The organism is Acidobacteriota bacterium, assembly GCA_039030395.1.
In the GTDB taxonomy this organism is placed as follows: Bacteria; Acidobacteriota; Thermoanaerobaculia; order Multivoradales; family JBCCEF01; genus JBCCEF01.
This window is the reverse complement of sequence record JBCCEF010000007.1, coordinates 1-16,109: the sequence shown is the minus strand read 5'-3', so window position 1 is coordinate 16,109 and position 16,109 is coordinate 1. Positions and strand designations below refer to the sequence as shown.

11 protein-coding genes are annotated in these 16,109 nt (G+C 66.4%); 8 read left to right on the top strand and 3 right to left on the bottom strand.

Going from position 1 to position 16,109, the window contains the following annotated elements; genetic code table 11:
- The first annotated feature begins 175 nt into the window (after positions 1-175).
- From AAF481_08915 to AAF481_08900, 4 genes are all read left to right on the top strand, one after another.
- Entirely contained in the window at positions 176-2,254 is a 2,079-nt protein-coding gene (locus AAF481_08915) for a peptidylprolyl isomerase (GenBank protein MEM7481280.1), read from the top strand.
- A 125-nt stretch (positions 2,255-2,379) separates the two neighbouring features.
- Entirely contained in the window at positions 2,380-2,967 is a 588-nt protein-coding gene (locus AAF481_08910; GenBank protein ID MEM7481279.1) for a sigma-70 family RNA polymerase sigma factor, read from the top strand.
- A 33-nt stretch (positions 2,968-3,000) separates the two neighbouring features.
- Entirely contained in the window at positions 3,001-3,642 is a 642-nt protein-coding gene (locus AAF481_08905) for a hypothetical protein (GenBank protein ID MEM7481278.1), read from the top strand.
- 28 nt (positions 3,643-3,670) lie between these two features.
- Complete coding sequence (locus tag AAF481_08900) at positions 3,671-4,591, top strand: polymer-forming cytoskeletal protein (GenBank protein MEM7481277.1); 921 nt, start codon at positions 3,671-3,673, stop codon at positions 4,589-4,591.
- Positions 4,592-4,610: 19 nt separating this feature from the next.
- Here the strand turns inward: AAF481_08900 and AAF481_08895 are convergent, their stop codons facing one another.
- Positions 4,611-6,731: a prolyl oligopeptidase family serine peptidase gene (locus tag AAF481_08895; protein MEM7481276.1), complete on the bottom strand. Its 2,121-nt coding sequence runs from the start codon at positions 6,729-6,731 to the stop codon at positions 4,611-4,613.
- A gap of 192 nt (positions 6,732-6,923) precedes the next feature.
- On the opposite strand from AAF481_08895, the gene AAF481_08890 reads away from it, so the two are divergent.
- From AAF481_08890 to AAF481_08875, 4 genes are all read left to right on the top strand, one after another.
- Positions 6,924-8,741: a winged helix-turn-helix domain-containing protein gene (locus AAF481_08890; GenBank protein ID MEM7481275.1), complete on the top strand. Its 1,818-nt coding sequence runs from the start codon at positions 6,924-6,926 to the stop codon at positions 8,739-8,741.
- Positions 8,742-8,861: 120 nt separating this feature from the next.
- Positions 8,862-9,725 (top strand): 3-hydroxybutyryl-CoA dehydrogenase, encoded by an 864-nt coding sequence (locus tag AAF481_08885; GenBank protein MEM7481274.1) that lies wholly within the window; start codon positions 8,862-8,864, stop codon positions 9,723-9,725.
- Complete coding sequence (locus AAF481_08880; protein ID MEM7481273.1) at positions 9,722-11,602, top strand: tetratricopeptide repeat protein; 1,881 nt, start codon at positions 9,722-9,724, stop codon at positions 11,600-11,602. The genes AAF481_08885 and AAF481_08880 overlap by 4 nt, the downstream gene beginning before the upstream one ends.
- Before the next feature lie 36 nt (positions 11,603-11,638).
- Positions 11,639-13,351: a proline--tRNA ligase gene (locus AAF481_08875; GenBank protein MEM7481272.1), complete on the top strand. Its 1,713-nt coding sequence runs from the start codon at positions 11,639-11,641 to the stop codon at positions 13,349-13,351.
- 122 nt (positions 13,352-13,473) lie between these two features.
- On the opposite strand, the gene AAF481_08870 is transcribed toward AAF481_08875, so the two are convergent.
- Positions 13,474-14,307, bottom strand: coding sequence for a hypothetical protein (locus AAF481_08870; protein ID MEM7481271.1), 834 nt, complete (start codon positions 14,305-14,307; stop codon positions 13,474-13,476).
- 424 nt (positions 14,308-14,731) lie between these two features.
- Positions 14,732-15,616 carry a hypothetical protein gene (locus AAF481_08865; protein MEM7481270.1) on the bottom strand — a complete coding sequence of 295 codons (885 nt, stop codon included), beginning with the start codon at positions 15,614-15,616 and terminating at the stop codon, positions 14,732-14,734.
- Between the last annotated feature and the right edge of the window lie 493 nt (positions 15,617-16,109).

Genomic DNA, 16,109 nt, shown 5'->3' with positions numbered 1-16,109 from the left:
CAAGGCTCGCTCCGAGCCCGCAGGGCAAGGCGGCGGCAAGGCCGCCGAGGATGGGGTGAGCCCGAAAGGTACAGCTTTCGGGCGAGGGGGCGCCCAGCCCCCTGGTACTCATCAGCTAGCAGGTTGCTGAGACCGTGCGCCAAGCGCTTGCTCAGCAGCCTGCTAGCATCGCGCCATGTCGAAAAACGCCGGCCGTAGCTCGTTTGTCTTGCTCGTGGTCTCGCTTCTTGTCGCGACGTGGCTGCTCCTCGGGGGCTGCGCCTCGTCCACCGGCGGAGTAGAACCCGGTAGCACGCCGTCGCCGGCCAGCCCGGCCGCGTCGCCGACCGACGACTCCACCGCTCTGCCTTCGATGGAGCTGCGCAATCCCGAGGAGCGCGCCCTGCTTCTGCTGCTGGCCGATCGACGGATGCTCGAGAGCGTCACCCTGCAGCAGGCCAAGGAGGGCGATGCCTCGCTGCGCCGCATGCTGGCGGAGACCCTCGGTCAGGTGCGGGATCCGCGGGCTCGCCTGGACCTCCAGGAGCTGCTGTTCGATGACGATGTGATGGTGCGGCGGGCGGCGGCCTTCGCCCTGGGCGAGCTGGGGGTGGCGGAATCCCGAGGTCCACTGCTGCGCGCCGCCGCCGAGGCGGACTCCGAGACCGGCATTTTGGCGGTGGAGGCTCTGGGCAAGATCGGCACGCCGGTGCTGGAAGTGGCCGATGCCCTGGCCGACCTGCCGGACGAGGAGAGTTGGGGTCGTTTGCTGCCGCACCTCTTTCGCTTCGACGAGGAGGACACGGCGAACGTGGCGGCGGCAGCGGTCACCGGAACGGCAGGCGACCTCCGCCGGACGGCGGTCTACGCCCTGGCGCGCAATCCGCAACCGGCATCCCTCGGCCTGCTGCGTTCTCTGACCGGCGACGAGGATCCGCGGGCGCGGGCGTGGGTGGCTCGGGCCCTCGGTTTGATCGGCGACGGCTCGGATCTGGCGCGCTTGCGGCCGATGCTCGAAGGCACCGCCGACGGTCCGACCATTCAGGCCCTGGCGGCGGCCACACGCTTGGCCGGTAGCGGAGAAGCGGCGCCGCCGGAAGACTGGCTCCCCCATTTGCGGGAGCTGGTGGTCGATTCCCGGCCCCAGGTGCGCCTGGCGGCGATCAGCGCCAGCTATCTGTGGATGTTCGACGACCGGCTGGCGGCGGCCGTCGAGGGCGGCCTGGACGAGCCGCTGCTGCGCTCTTCGGCGTTGGTGGCGCTAGCCCGCGGCGGGGTTGAGGGCGCGGCGGATCGAGTGCGTCTCGAAGCGTCCCAGAAGGACGCCGTCCGGCGGGCTGCGGCGGCCCGCGCCGCGGCCTTCATCGGGGCACCGGCCCTGGTTGAGCGCTTGATGAGCGATCCGCGCGGCCCGGTGCGGGTGGCGGCCTTCGAGACCTTTCTCGCCACGGCACCGGAAGGGGAGATCGTCGAGCGGGTAACCGAGGTTCTGGCGCAGGACACCGATGCGGCGATGCGGGTGCTGGCCTTCGACTGGGCGGCAGCGCACCCGGTGGTCGACATCGATGTGCTCGGTGAGGCGGCGGTCTTCGCCGTGGCGGATCGCAACATCGAGTCCAGCTTGTCCGCCATCCGGGCGCTGGCGGCGCGCGCCGCGGGCACCCCCCTCGACCGCGGCACGGTGGTGGCGCTGCTCGAAAAGATGTCCCAGCTCGACGACTTCACCACCCGCCGCGCGGCGGCGGCCACGCTCCTCGACCTCGAGCGCGAAGCGCCGGCCATCGGCTCCGCCGAAGGGCTGGGCGACACGGTGGTGTATCGCGAAGTACTCCAGCGCACCCAGCGCGACCGCTTCGCCGAGATTCGGACCGATGCGGGAAACCTCACGGTGCGCCTGGAGTGCCCGCGGGCGCCGCGCACCTGCTTGAACTTTTTGAGCCTGGCGGCCCAGGGCTTCTACGACAATCTGACATTTCACCGGGTCGTGCCGGACTTTGTGGTGCAGGCCGGCGATCCGCGGGGCGACGGCTACGGCGGTCCGGGCTTCACCCTGCGTGACGAGATCAACACCCTGCGCTACGAGCGCGGTGTGCTCGGCATGGCGCTGGCCGGCGCCGACACCGGCGGCAGCCAGTGGTTCATCACCCTGTCGCCGCAGCCGCACCTCGACGGTGGCTACACCGCCTTCGGCCAGGTGGCCGGGGGCGACGAGGTTTTGGACCGCATTCTGCCGGGCACTCGCATTCGCTCCATCGTCGAAGTGGCATCGCCTTGATTCCTCGGGCCTTGATTCCTTCGCAGCAGAACATCGTCGGCTGGTTTTCGTATTTGAGAACCAATCGACTCTCCTGCGAACGCTATGGTGTTGCAACCTTCTTTTCCGCTCCCGCGTAGATAGCCATGCAGCGAGGTGCCGATCCACTCAGCGACGAAGAACTCGTCGTCGCGGTACTCGCGGGGGACCGCGAGAGTTACGGCATCCTGGTTGAGCGCTTTCAAGGGCGCCTGGTCAATTATCTGTACCGCTTGCTGCGGAACCTCGACGAGGCCCATGAACTGGCGCAGGACGTCTTTCTCAAGGTGTACCAGGCACTGGATCGGTTCGATTCGCGGTACCGCTTCTCGACCTGGCTGTTTCGGGTCGCGCAGAACGCCGCCATCGACCAGATCCGCCGGAGGCGGCTCAAACTGGTGCCGATCCATCGTCAGGATGACGGTGAGGAAGAAGGGCGAGACTGGGATCTCCCGAGCCCGGACCGCGACCCCTACGGGGAGCTGCGAAATCGAGAGCGGGGGGATGCCATCCAGCGGTCGATCGACGATCTGCCCTGGGAATATCGGGAGCTGATCGTCCTTCGCCACTACGGCGAACTCTCCTACGAGGAGATCGCGCGGGCGAAGGGGATGCCGTTGGGGACGGTCAAGAACAAGCTGTTTCGGGGCCGTCAGATGTTGAAGGAGAAGCTGGCCGAGTACGTTGGGGACTGAATGTGTGGCCGGCTCGATGGAGGAACTTTGCGCATGAACTCGAAGCACGACGATCACGGTGAAACGGCGACCGGACCCCGACTGGACTGTTCGGAGGTTCGGGACTGGCTCGATCTCATCGTCGATGGCGAGGCCCTCGATGCGGAGGCCTTGCAGCTATCCGCGGCGGTCGATCGCGCCGCCCTTCGCGGGCATCTCGCCGGCTGCCCGGAATGCCGGACCGAACGTCGGGCCCTAGAAGAGTTGACGGCGACGCTCAACGCCAGTCGGGTACCGGTGAACCGGGACTTCCAAACCGCCGTCATGTCGAGCCTGCCGGCCGCCGGCTGGGAGGGCGCCAGCCCCCGCACCTGGGCCTGGCCGATGGCGCTGCTCGTGCTGCTGGCCGTCAGCACCGCCTCGCTGCTGGGATTCAGCTCCGCTCGTCTTCATCCGGAGGCGCCGTTCCTCGGGGCGCTGGCCGCCATCGGGGATTTGGCCAGTACCTCGTTGCTGGCCGGTGCCGGTTTGCTCTCCGCTTCCTGGCAGGGATTGGGCTTGGCGATCGGCGAAATGCTGACCGCTTCGCGCGGCAACCTGGTGGCCTTCGTCGCCCTGGTGATCGCCATCAACGGCTGGCTGTACCTGCTGCTCCGTCGCCGCGCTGTCGAGGCGAAGGGGCGTGAGCGGCGCTGAGTGCGTCGCGAAGGGTAAAATCTCCACCGTGAACTCCCACGGTACCGTTCCCATGCTGGTGGTCGCCTTGTCGGCCGTGTGGTCTTTGGGCTTCGGTTCGGCACCGGTTTCCGCCAGCGAGGGCTCGGCGATGATCCTGCGCGAAGGCAGCATCGCCGAGCGCCAGCTCGTGTCCCTCGGCCGGGATCTCGAAGTGCACGGCGAGGCGCGGGCCGATGTGGCCGCCCTCGACGGTTCGGTGTTGGTGAGCGGCCGGGTGTCCGGCGATGTGATCGTCCTCGGCGGCGGCGCCCACCTCGACTCGACGGCCCGGGTGGCGGGCGATGTCTTCACCTTGGGCGGCGCCATCGAAACGGAGCCGGGGGCCCAGATCGGTGGGCGCTCCGTCGCCTATCCCACCGCTTCCGCCGCCTGGCTCACCCTGATCGAGGGGCCGAGCCTCGGCCTGCCGGCCACCTCGCCGCTGGTGATCGGTGGCAAGCTGGCGCTGATCACCTCCTGGCTGGCGCTGGTGCTGGTGTTCTTCGCCGCCGCCGGCCGCAACGTGATGGGCACCTCCCAGGCGATTGCCGAGCAGCCGTTCCGGAGTTTTCTGGTCGGGGTGGTCGGGGTGCTGGCGCTCGTGTTGACCACCCTGCTGTTCAGCGCCTTCGCGGCGGCGCTGGTGGGAGTGCCGCTTTTGGTGCTGGTGGTCATCCTGGCCTTGATCCTCAAGCTGTGGGGCATGGTGGCGGTGTTCCATGCCCTGGGGGCTTGGTTGGTCCGCCGGCGAATCCGCCGGCCGATGCGCGCCCTGAATGTCGCGACCGTCGGCCTCATCGCCCTGGGGTTGATCAAGTTCGTGCCCTACCTCGGCATCTGGGCCTGGTCCATTGCCACCTTCATCGGCGTGGGCGCGGCGCTCTCCACCAAATTCGGCAGCCGCCAACCCTGGTTGGCTCCGGCCTAGCCCGTCCTTCGGTCCGCTATCAACGCGCTGCCTCGGCGGCCGCCGCTCCCTCTGACTGAGCGGAGGTGAAGTTCAGATGCCGCCGCAGAAAGGCGATCTGCGCTGCCCAGGCTTTTTGCTTGCGCTCCGGCGTCGAGCCCACCGTGTGGCCGGCGTCCCAGGCTACTCGCAGGAGGATCGGTTGATCGCAGCCTTGAGCCTCCTGCATCGCCGCCGCCAGCTTGTAGGCGTGGGCCGGCATGGCGATTTCGTCCTGTTCGCCGGCGACGATGTGAACCGGTGGGTAGCAGGTCCCCTTTTCGAGGTTGTGTTGCGGTGAGTAGGCGAGCAGGGCAGCGCGGTCTGCCGGATCGTCCGGCGAGCCGAATTCGGCGGTCCAGCGGGCGCCGCCGGTCATTTCCGGAAAGCGCAACATCTCGCTGATCGGCACGTCGACCAGCGCTCCGGCGAAGAGCTCTGGTCGCTGAACCACCGCTGCCGCCGCAAGCACCCCGCTGGCGCTGCCGCCGTCGGCGGCGAGGCGATCCGCCTGGGTGAGCTTCTGCTCGATCAACCATTCGGCGGCGTCCAGAAAGTCGTTGATGCCCCTCTGTTTGTGGCGTCCGATGCCGGCTTGGTGCCAGCCGTCGCCGTACTCCCCGCCGCCGCGGATGCCCGGTAGGGCGTAGATCCCTCCGGTTTCCAGCCAGCCGAGGACTTTGGGCCGGAACCAGGGGAAGGCGGACCAGCCGAAGGCGCCGTAGCCGTACATCAGCACCGGCCGCGGCCGATCCAGCGGGAAATCCACATGGTGGGCGAGGAAGATCGGCACCCGCAGGCCCTCGCGATTCTCGTAGAAGCGCTGTTCGAGCACGAAGTCGGCGGGATCGAACGGCAGCTTCGGTTGCCGAAAGGTGGCGATCTCGCCGCTCACCGGATCAAGCCGGTGGGCGATCCCCGGCAGGGCGACGCTGGTGGCCGAGAAGTAGGCCGTGCGGTCGCTCCGCCGGCCGCGGAAACCGGAGAAGGTGGTGGCGTTCTGGGGCAGGGCAAGGTCGCGCTGTTGGGTGCCTTCGAGATCGAAGATGCGCAGCCGGGGTAGGGCGTCCACGGCGTAGAGGGCGAGCAGGCGATCGGCCACCAGGTCTACTCGGGTGAGGGTGGCGGACTCCGCTTCGGGGATGACGACCCGCTCGCGGCCGGTGGCGCGGGAGCGGGCGACGACCCGGGAGTGCGGCGCCCGGTGGTCCGTCTGCAGCCAGAAGGTGTCGCCGTCGTTGCCGACGAAGCGATAGAAGGCGTCTTCGTTCACCAGAGTTTGTGCTTTGATCTTCTCATCGCCGAAGGCGATCAATCGAATATGGCTTCGCGGATCCGCTCCGGGGCGGGAGGTGAGCACCAGGAAGCGGTCGTCGTCGCTCACAGAAAGACCCGCCGTCCAGCCCTCTTCGCGGTGCACGATCCGGTCCGTGGCCTGGCTGCCCAAGCGATGGAAACGCACCGTCTGCTCCGAGAGCACCGTCTCCAGCTCCTTGCCGGCCGGCGGTTCATCGTAGGCTCCGTAGTAGAGCCCCGAGCCGTCCGGTGTCCACACCAGGTTGCCGCCGCGCAGGCCGCCCAGTTCGTCCGGCAAGTCGTTACCCGTAGCGACATCGCGCACGCGCCAGCGGCTCCATCCCGAACCGAGGCGAGCGATGCCGTAGGCGACGAGCCGCCCATCCGGACTGGGCACCCAGCCGGCGAGGCGGAGGGTCTCCCCCGGTGGAGCCTCGAAGCTCGTCGGGTCGATCAGCAGGCGGTCGCGACCGCCCTCCTCCACCCACAGGCCGGTGGCCGGGTCGGCCAGTTGGCCACGGGTGAAGAACACTCGCCGACGGTCGCCGTCGCCGCGTTCGATCGGCACGCCGATGGCGTCGAGGTTCATCAACGCCTTCTGCCGTTCGACCCCTGCTTCGTACATGGGGAGCTTCTCGACGTAGCGCCGGGCTGCCCGGTCCTGCTGCTCGATCCAGGTGCGGGTCTTGTCGGAACGGACCTCTTCGAGCCAGCGGAAGGGGTCCGCCGTCGCCGGAGTCGGTGTGGCGCTTATGGCCGTGGCGCCGAAAGCGGTGAGAATCCAGGTGAAAGTGGCGGCGGCGAATGGGTTTGGAATGAGGCGCATGGCGATCTCCTTCGTCAGTGAATCGAGGCTCTGACGATGGGCTTTCGGAGATGTTTTCGCAAGGGACCGGAGCTCTTTTCTCGCTGAAACGTTGCTTATCCTCTAAGTCGTTGTGAAAAAAGATCTTAGTGGGCTAAGTTAACCGCCTCGGAAGGCCGTTCGGCAGGCTAGCGTTGCTACACTGGAGGGGTCGTGGAGGCGAACGAACAGGTCCGATTCGGGATCTTCGAGCTCAACTTTCGAAGCGGTGAGCTGCGTAGGGGCGGCATGCGCTTCCGGCTTCACGACAAGCCCCTGCGCTTGCTGATCGCTCTGCTCGAACGGCCCGGCGAGGTGGTGTCTCGGGAGGAGCTGTTCGGCCACCTCTGGGGCGACGACATTCACGTCGACTTCGACAACAATCTCAACGCGGCGGTCAAGAAGCTGCGCGACGCCCTGGGCGATTTCGCCGACAGCCCGCGCTTCGTGGAAACGGTGCCGCGGCGGGGCTATCGCTTCATCGCGCCGGTGCTGCCCGTCACGGTCGCCCAGCCGGAGAAGGCGCGCCGGATTCCCCGGCTGAGCGCCCTGGCGCTGACGGTCCTGGCGATGCTGGTGGGTCTCGGTGCGTTGTTTGTCCTGCGGGACCGGATGGGAACTGTCGCTCCCACGGGCTCCGACGGGGAGCGGAGGCTGCTGGCGGTGATGCCGGTCCTCAACCTGAGCCCCGGGGGGGACGAGTACCTGGCGGACAGCTTGACGGAGGAACTGATCACCCATCTCGGACGGCTCGATCCGGACCGGCTGGGGGTGATCGCGCGCATCTCGTCGATGACCTACAAGGACAGCGACCTGCCGGTCGACCGTATCGCCCGAGAGTTGGGCGTCGACTACGTGGTGGAGAGCAGCGTCCGCTCTCAAGGGAATCGCTTGCGGGTCACCGTTCAGCTCATCGAAGCGGCGGGGCAGACCCATCTGTGGGCCGCGACCTACGATCGCGACCGCGACGATCTACTGGCGGTGCAGGCGGAGGTGGCGCAGCAGGTGGCGCGCGCCCTCGCCCTCGAACTGCTGCCGGATGGCGCCTCCCAGGTGCGCGCCGCCACGGCGAGTCCGGAGGCCTACGAGGCCTATCTGCGCGGCCGCTGGGAGTGGAATCGATTCTCGACGGAGGGCTACCGCCGGGCGATCACCGCATTTCGCCAGGCGCAAGGTCTCGATCCGGCCTTCGCCCCGGCCTGGGCCGGCGAGGCCGATGCCTGGAACCTGCTGGTGTTCACCGGCGAGGTCACTCCGCAGGAGGCCTTTCCGGCGGCGCGCGCCGCCGTCGAGCGGGCGCTGGCTCTCGATCCGCGACTCGCCCTGGCGCACAACGCCCTCGGCTTCGCGCGCCTCTATGGCGACTTCGCACCGCGAGCGGCCCTGGAGGATTTCGACCGCGCCGTCGAGATCGCGCCCAACTATGCCATGGCCCACCACTGGCGTGCCGGAGCACTCGCTGCCCTTGGCCGCCACGACGACGCCATCACCGCCGTCCGCCGATCGCTGGAACTCGATCCGTTGTCCCTGTCGGTGATGTCCGACCTCGGTTGGTATTTCCTCTTCGCGAACCGCCCGGAAGAGGCGGTGGAAGAGTGCACCCGGACCCTGGAAATCGATCCCCATTACGGCTGGGCCAGGGCCTGCCTGGAGATCGCCTATGAGCAATTGAGAGAACCCGAGAAAGGCCTCGAAGCGGCCCTCCGCGGCCGACCGCGGGAGGACGACCCGGCGGATCCCGTGGCGGCCCTCGCCGAACACCGGCGCCGGCTCCTCTCTCAGGTGCAGGGGGATCCCCTGCGCAAGGCCATGCTCACCGCCCTCCTCGGCCAGCCCGACGAGGCCTTCGGGTACCTCGACGAGGCCATCGTCCAGCGCGACCCCTGGTTGGTCTTCCTGCGGGTCGACCCCCGCCTAGCTGCGCTGCGCCAAGATCGGCGCTTCGAAGCGCGGGCTACGTCCCTCAGTAAGGCAGCTCCTCCGCCTCCTTGACCCCTAGGAGGGCATCCCGTAGGCTGACACCACCGCAGTTTGGCCCGCCCCTTATCCTTTGGTAACCAGCTTGGCGCGGTCGTTTCCGGTGGTCGAGAATCAGGAGTAGAGGAGAGTCGCATGTCCGTTGATGTTTCGAACTTTGTCGTCGGTGTGGTCGGTGCCGGCACGATGGGCCACGGCATTGCGCAGGTGGCGGCGGTGAGCGGTTTTGAGGTGGTGCTGGTGGACGTTTCGGCGGACGCGCTGGCTCGCGGCCAGGGGGCGATCGAGAAGAGCCTCGCCAAGCTGGTGTCGAAGGAAAAGATTGTGGCGGAAGACCGCGATGCCGCCCTCGGCCGGCTCTCCACCGCCGGCGAGTTGAGCGCCCTGGCCAGTGCCGACCTGGTAGTCGAGGCGATTGTCGAACGCTATGAGGTGAAGCGTTCCGTCTTCGAGGAGCTGGACCGCGTGTGCAAAGGCGGCGCGATTCTGTCGTCCAATACCAGTTCGATCTCTATCACCAAGCTCGCCGCGGCGACCTCTCGGCCGGAGAAGGTGATCGGCATGCACTTCATGAACCCGGTGCCGCTGATGAAGCTGGTGGAGGTGATCCGCGGCCTGGCCACCGATCAGGCGACCTTCGATACGGTGAAGGAGGCCTCCGAGGCCATGGGCAAGATCCCGGTGGAGGTGCACGATGCGCCGGGCTTCGTCTCCAACCGGGTGCTGATGCCGATGATCAACGAGGCGGTCTTCAGCCTCTACGAAGGGGTGGGCACGCCGGAGGCGATCGACCAGGTGATGAAGCTCGGCATGAACCATCCGATGGGTCCCCTCGCCCTGGCGGATCTGATCGGCCTGGACATTTGCTTGGACATTCTGCGCGTGCTGCAGGACGGCTTCGGCGATCCCAAATACCGTCCCTGCCCCTTGCTGGTGAAGATGGTCGACGCCGGCCATCTCGGCCGCAAGAGCGGCCGCGGCTTCTACGACTATTCATGACCGGCGAGCTGCGGGGCACCGTGATCTGCCAGTCGTGCGGCGCTCCCAACGCCGACGACCGGGAGTTCTGTGACCGGTGTCACCAGAAGCTGCTGGTGCTTTCCGGCGCGTCCCATCAGGACGAAGAGGGCTTCTTCGAGGAAGATCCGGACGAGAGCTTCTCCTTCGATGAACACCTCCTGGAACGCATCTCCATCCTCGAAGAGGCGGTCAAGCGGACGGCGGATTCCGTCCGCCAGCTCTTCGGCGTCATCCAAAAGCAGGAGCGCGGCCTGCTGATGCAGCAGACGGGCCTGACGGCGCTGCGCGAGATCCTCGAACGCAAGGGCCTTCTGGCGCCGGACGAGTGGACCGAGCTGTGGCAGGCGCAGATGGACTTCCAGCTTCTGGCGCTGGAGAAAAAGGAGCGCTTCACGGCGGTGCGGGATCGCGTCGCCGCCCTCTTCGAAGGCGAACGGCGGTCGGAGTTCCTGGCCTTTCTGGACGATGCCGAGGCGGCCCTCGCCGCCTCCGATGTAGAGCGCGGAACGGAGCTGCTGGAAGCCGCCCATCGCCTCGACCGGAACAACTACGAGCTGTCCTTCTACCTCGGCGAAACCTGTTTCAACGAGGGGGACTCTGCCCGCGCATTGATGTATTTCGGCCGGGTGCTCGAAGCGGTACCGGATCACTACGAGGGCCTGGTCTACAGCGGCGTGCTGCTGCATGAGGCGGGATCCAACGAGCGTGCCGAAGAACTTCTACGGCGGGCCGTGGCGCTTTACGCCGATGCCTTTCTGCCCAATTTCAGCCTGGGGGCGGTGGTCGCCGCCCAGGGCAATCTCGCCCGGGCGGTGGTGTACCTGGAGCGGGCCGTCGCCTTGGAGCCGGTGCCGCAGGCCCTCTTCCTCTACGGCCGCTGCCTGTATGAAATGGGCAAGTTGACGCCGGCCATTCGCCAACTCCAGGAGGCCGTGCGGCTGGACCCGGCGCTCGATGAGGCCCACCATCTGCTCGGCCTCGCCTACCTCGACCGCCACTGGAACCGCAAGGCCCTGGCGGCCTTTCGCGAGGCCCAGCGCTTGAATCCCAACCGGCTGCGTTACCAGGATCTGGTGCGCTACCTCTCGGGCCCCGCAGGCGCGCCGCTGCCGGGGGTGGAGGGCGAGGCCGGCGAGTGGCTGGAGCGGGCCGAAGAGCAGATGGATGCGGACCAGCCCAAGCAGGCCTTGGAGTGTTTCCGCCGGGCGCTGGCCCTCGATCCGGATCACCCGACGCTGCTGATCTCCTATGGTTTGCTGTGCCTCGAGCTCAACCAGCAGCGGGAAACGGAGTGGGTGACCCGCAAAGTGCTGGCCCTCGACACCGGTGAGCCCGGCGGCGAGATGCTCAAGGCCACCGCCTGCGCCGCCCTGATCGGTGCTCTGCGCGGCCAGGGGCGCCTGCGTGAGGGCAACCGCCTGGGTCGCCAGTTGCTCGACGAAGGCCACAGCAACTTCAGCAAGACCATCGCCTACTACGAAATGGCCTACAACCTGGCGGAAATGGAAGAGGATCTCGACGAGGCGCTCGATTTCGCCCGCCAATCGTTGGAACTGGCGCCGGACGAGCTCAAGCAGTTCCCGCTGGCGGCCCTCGGTTGGGTGCACTACAAACGCCGGGAATACGATCGCGCCATCGACTATCTGGCGCGGTCGAGCGACCTCGGCCCTTCGGCCACCACCTATCGGCACCTGGGAATGGCCTTGCTGGCGGAAGGCTCGGAACAAGAAGCCCGGGATGTGCTCGCCAAGGCGCGGCGCCTCGACGATCGCGGCGAGGGGCTGGAGCAGAAAATGATGGAGTGCATGCGGGATTCGGCGCGGCTCTTCGAGCGGGTGCGCCGCCAGGGCCGGTAGTCGATCACCGCGGAATGGGTCAGGAGACACGAGATCATGCGCTGGAGCCGCTACTATCTGTACACCACCCGGGAAGTCCCCGCCGATGCGGAGGTCGTCAGCCATCGGCTGATGCTCCGTGCCGGCATGATCAAGAAGCTGGCGGCGGGCATCTACACCACCCTGCCTTTCGGCTGGCGCAGTTTCCGCAAGCTGATGGATATCGTGCGCCGGGAACTCGACGGTGCCGGCTGTGTGGAGCTTTCGATGCCGGCGGTGCAGCCGGCGGAGCTGTGGCACGAGTCCAAGCGCTGGCAGCGTTACGGCAAGGAGCTGCTGCGCATCGAGGATCGCCACGGCCGGGACTTCTGCTTCGGTCCGACCCACGAAGAGGTGATCACCGATACGGTGCGCCGGGACGTGCGCAGCTACCGCCAGTTGCCGATCACCCTGTACCAGATCCAGACCAAATTCCGCGACGAGATCCGGCCGCGCTTCGGCCTGATGCGCGGTCGTGAGTTCTTGATGAAGGACGCCTACTCCTTCCACCCGGACTACGACAGCCTGGGCGAAACCTACGAGGAACTGCGGGCCGCCTACGGCCGGATCTTTGAGGCCTGCAAGCTTGACTACACGGTGGTCGAGGCCGACACCGGCGCCATCGGTGGTACCGACTCCCACGAGTTCATGGTAGTAGCGGATACCGGCGAGAGCGAAGTGGTGCGCTGCCCGAACTGCGGTTACGGCGCCAACGTCGAAAAGGCCGAAACCCGTCCCCTGGCGGCTCCCGAAGGGGATGGCGAGCGCGATCTGGAGGCGGTCGATACGCCGGGCCAGAAGACCGTCGATGAGGTGGCGACCTTCCTCGAAGTGTCGCCGATGCGGGTGGTGAAGACGCTGCTCTATGAGTCCGACAAGGGGCTCCATGCGGTGGCGATCCGCGGCGACCGGGAGGTCAACCAGATCAAGCTCGGCAACTTCCTGGACGCCGAATTCCTGGCCCTGGCCGGTGAGGACAAGGTACGCCAGGCCACCGGCGCGCCGGTGGGTTTCGCCGGTCCCGTCGGCCTGCCGAAGGAGATTCCGCTGCTGGTCGATCCGTCGGCGCGCGACCTCGAAGGCTTCGTGTGCGGCGCCAACCGCGACGAGGCGCACTACGTCGGCGCCCGCTGGGAGCGCGACGCCGAGCCCGCGGAAGTGATCGATCTGTTGCTGGTAGGAGACGGCGACGCTTGCCCGCGTTGCGAAGGCGTTCTCGAACTCTACCGCGGCATTGAGACGGGGCACATCTTCAAGCTCGGCACCAAGTACTCCGAAGACATGAGCTGCGTCTACAGCGACGATTCCGGCCAGGACCGGCCGATGGTGATGGGCTGCTACGGCCTCGGTATCGGCCGCACCATCGCCGCCGCCATCGAGCAGAATCACGACGACGACGGCATCATCTGGCCGCTGCCCTTGGCTCCCTTCGAGGTGCTGCTCTCGCCCTTGAACGCCGGTCGCGACGAAGCGGTGCGCGAAGCCGCCGATTCACTCTACGCGGAGCTACAGGAGCGCGGCGTCGAAGTGCTCTACGATGATCGCGACGAGCGCCCCGGCGTCAAGTTCAACGACGCCGATCTAGTCGGCATCCCCGTTCGGCTGGTGATCGGTTCGCGCTCCTTGAAGGAAGGCAATCTGGAACTGTCCCTGCGTCGCGACGGCGAAAAGCACACAGTGGCCCGGACGGACGCGGTGGGGCGGGTGATGGAGCTGCTGGCGGCGGGGTAGGGGATTTACAAGAAAAGGACCCCTTTCGGGGTCCCCGGTTCTTGGTACGAAGAATCTGTCAACTCAGAAACTGGGAAAGCACTCCTGAAGGAACCAGGTTCCCACGCCGGATCCTTGTGATCCTAGAGCTGGGGCTCGAACTCGCAGAGTTCAAACGGCGGGCAGTTCGGCGGGGCCGTGCAGTGCTGATGGCCGCAGGTGTTGTACTCGCAGTGGCAGTTGGAGGGTCCATACGCATTGTTGTTGCCGTCGAGGGCCCAGCCGACTACAAAGCCCGGGGTGCCGGAGTACCAGGTGTCGGCCTCGCCGTCGGCGTTGGTGTCGACCAGGAAGTTGCCCGGCGTGGCCACACCGCTGGGGCCGGGCTTGGTCGCCCAGACGGCGTTCGGCATGGGGGCGAAGCGCATCTCGCGGGCGATCTCGACCTGGCCCTTGTTGCGGGCGTCGAGCGGGGTGAAGATCATCCTTACGTTGACCGAAATGGGCGCGATGAAGACGCCGCCGGTCTTGCGCAGGCGGCGGATTTCCATGTCGGTGATCGGCTGCTCGCCATCGAGCACGGTGCGCACGGCGAAGGTGCCGCAGTTGGTCTTGACGGGCGCCATGCCCTCGAACTCCATGGCCTGCACCTGGACGCGGGTGAACGCGCGGCCGTCGGCGTCGAAGACCGCGTCGTCGAGGCGCTGGACCAGGGTGTCGGTGGTACCGAGGACGCCGGCCGGGCGTGTGGTGAGCGGCACGCCTTTGAAGGCGATCACGTCAACATAAGGTTCCGAGCCTGGACAGAAGAAGTTGGCGGGGATGGGGTCGAGCACAAAGTCGACGCGGGTATCGCCGTCGGCTCTGGTCTGCCACAGGTCCGGTCCGGCTTCGATGACGACTCCGGCAAAGGCCGGGGTGGCGAGGACCAGGGCGATGATGGCGAAAAGAAGGGTCAACCGATGCGGGGTTCTCATTCGAGACTCCTTAGCTGAGCGCGTCCTGATCGGCGATTCGTCAGAGCGACCTATCGCCAAAAAATCGACGCAGGGTCAACGTTCGGGTTGCGGTTCTACGAGCGAACCTCAATCCAGACCGCCGTGCGGTCGTTGGACCGACGAGCGATCGGTGGCTACCTCGACAGCCGGCTGTTGGAATAAACTAGGTAACTATATCTGTAAATCTAAATAGATTCAAGTTTTCAATTCTAAATATATGTTTATTTGTGTCATGGAATTCGGTGCGTATCGAAGCTCGTCGAGGCTGCGATCGTGTGTCGGTTCCGTGGCCTCAAATAGAAAAGAGACCCCGAAATCGGGGTCCCTTCTCCGATCGATGGCTTGGGTAGGAGAGGCCTCTCAAGAAGGAGGAGAGGCCCCTTCTGGTGCCTAGGCCTTGATCCTACTGAATCGGCTCGATGGGGACGCCGGGTCCGTCCTCTACGGGGCTGCGGGGATCGGTCGGATTCACCGGACCCACCGGCTCGTCGACCGGATCCGCGGTCTGCAGGCAGTGCCGGTGTCCGCACTCGAAGTAGTCGCAGTGGCAATCCGGGGGAGCCACGGCCGGGACGCCGTTCATTCCGGATTCCCAACCGGCGGCGAAGTTGCTCATCCCCGGAACCCAGGTGTCGGCCACGCCGTCGGCGTCCGTGTCCACCCGGAAGAAGTTCCGCGGAGCCACCGCGTCCTTGCCGGCTTCTTCGGTCCACTGGGCGTTGGGCGCCGGGGCGAAGCGCAGGTCGCGCAACAGCTCGAGCTGTCCTTTGCCGTCCCGCGGGGTGAAGATCAGCCGCACTCGCACGGCGATTTCGGCCAGGAAGACTCCGCCGGCCTTGCGCAGGCGGCGGATCTCCATGTCGGTGACCGGCTGCTCGCCTTCAAGCACCGTGCGCACGTCGAAGGTGCCACAGTCGTTCTTGAGCGGGGCGATGGAGTCGAACTCCATGGCGATCACCTGGACGCGGGTGTGGGCGCGGCCTTCGCCGTCGAAGACCGCGTCATCCATGCGGTAGACGATGGTGTCCGTGTTGCCGAGGATGCCGGCCGGTTCGGTGGCGAGGGGATGGCCCTTGAAGCCGATCACGCCGTTGAAGGGCTCCGAGCCGGAACAGAAGAAGTCGGCCGGAATCGGCTCCAGGGCGAAGTCCGCGCGGGTGGAACCGTCGTCGGTCGTGCGCCACAGGTCCGGTCCAGCTTCAATTACCGGGCTGGCGGCAAAAGCCGGTACGGCGAGAAGGGCGAGGGAGATGAAAAGGGCGGTGGTTAGCCGGTGCGAACGAGTCATGCAAAACTCCTTAGCGTTGCGCGCCACGGAATTTGAAGATCGGATGCGACAACGGCGGATCGTCGAAACCCAGGCGCAAAATCTCCAGAGGGCCGCGGCCTGCAGCGTGCAGGTTGCGACCGGCGCTGTTCTCAGGCTTGCTGGCCTAGAACGTGCGGTGGCTTCTTCGACAGCCGGCTGTTAGAAGTACCAACGCTAGTGTATATATAAAAAATAATAATGTCAATACTTTATTTTTAAATATAAGATTATTTGTGTTAAGAGATTCGATGCGTAGGTGAGGCGAGGGGAGTCGATGGGAGCTGGCCAAAACGAAGAGAGGGACCCCGGAGAAGGGGTCCCTCGATCCTAGGAGCCCGTGGTGAACGTCCCGTGGGTCGCGTTGGGAGCGCTTTGCCTCCGTCCGCAAGGCGTCGAAGCGCAGGCGATGCGGTGCCATCGTTGAGCTTCGGCAACGCAGCGGCCGGTGGCAAACCGCCCCAACCCGAAGGGC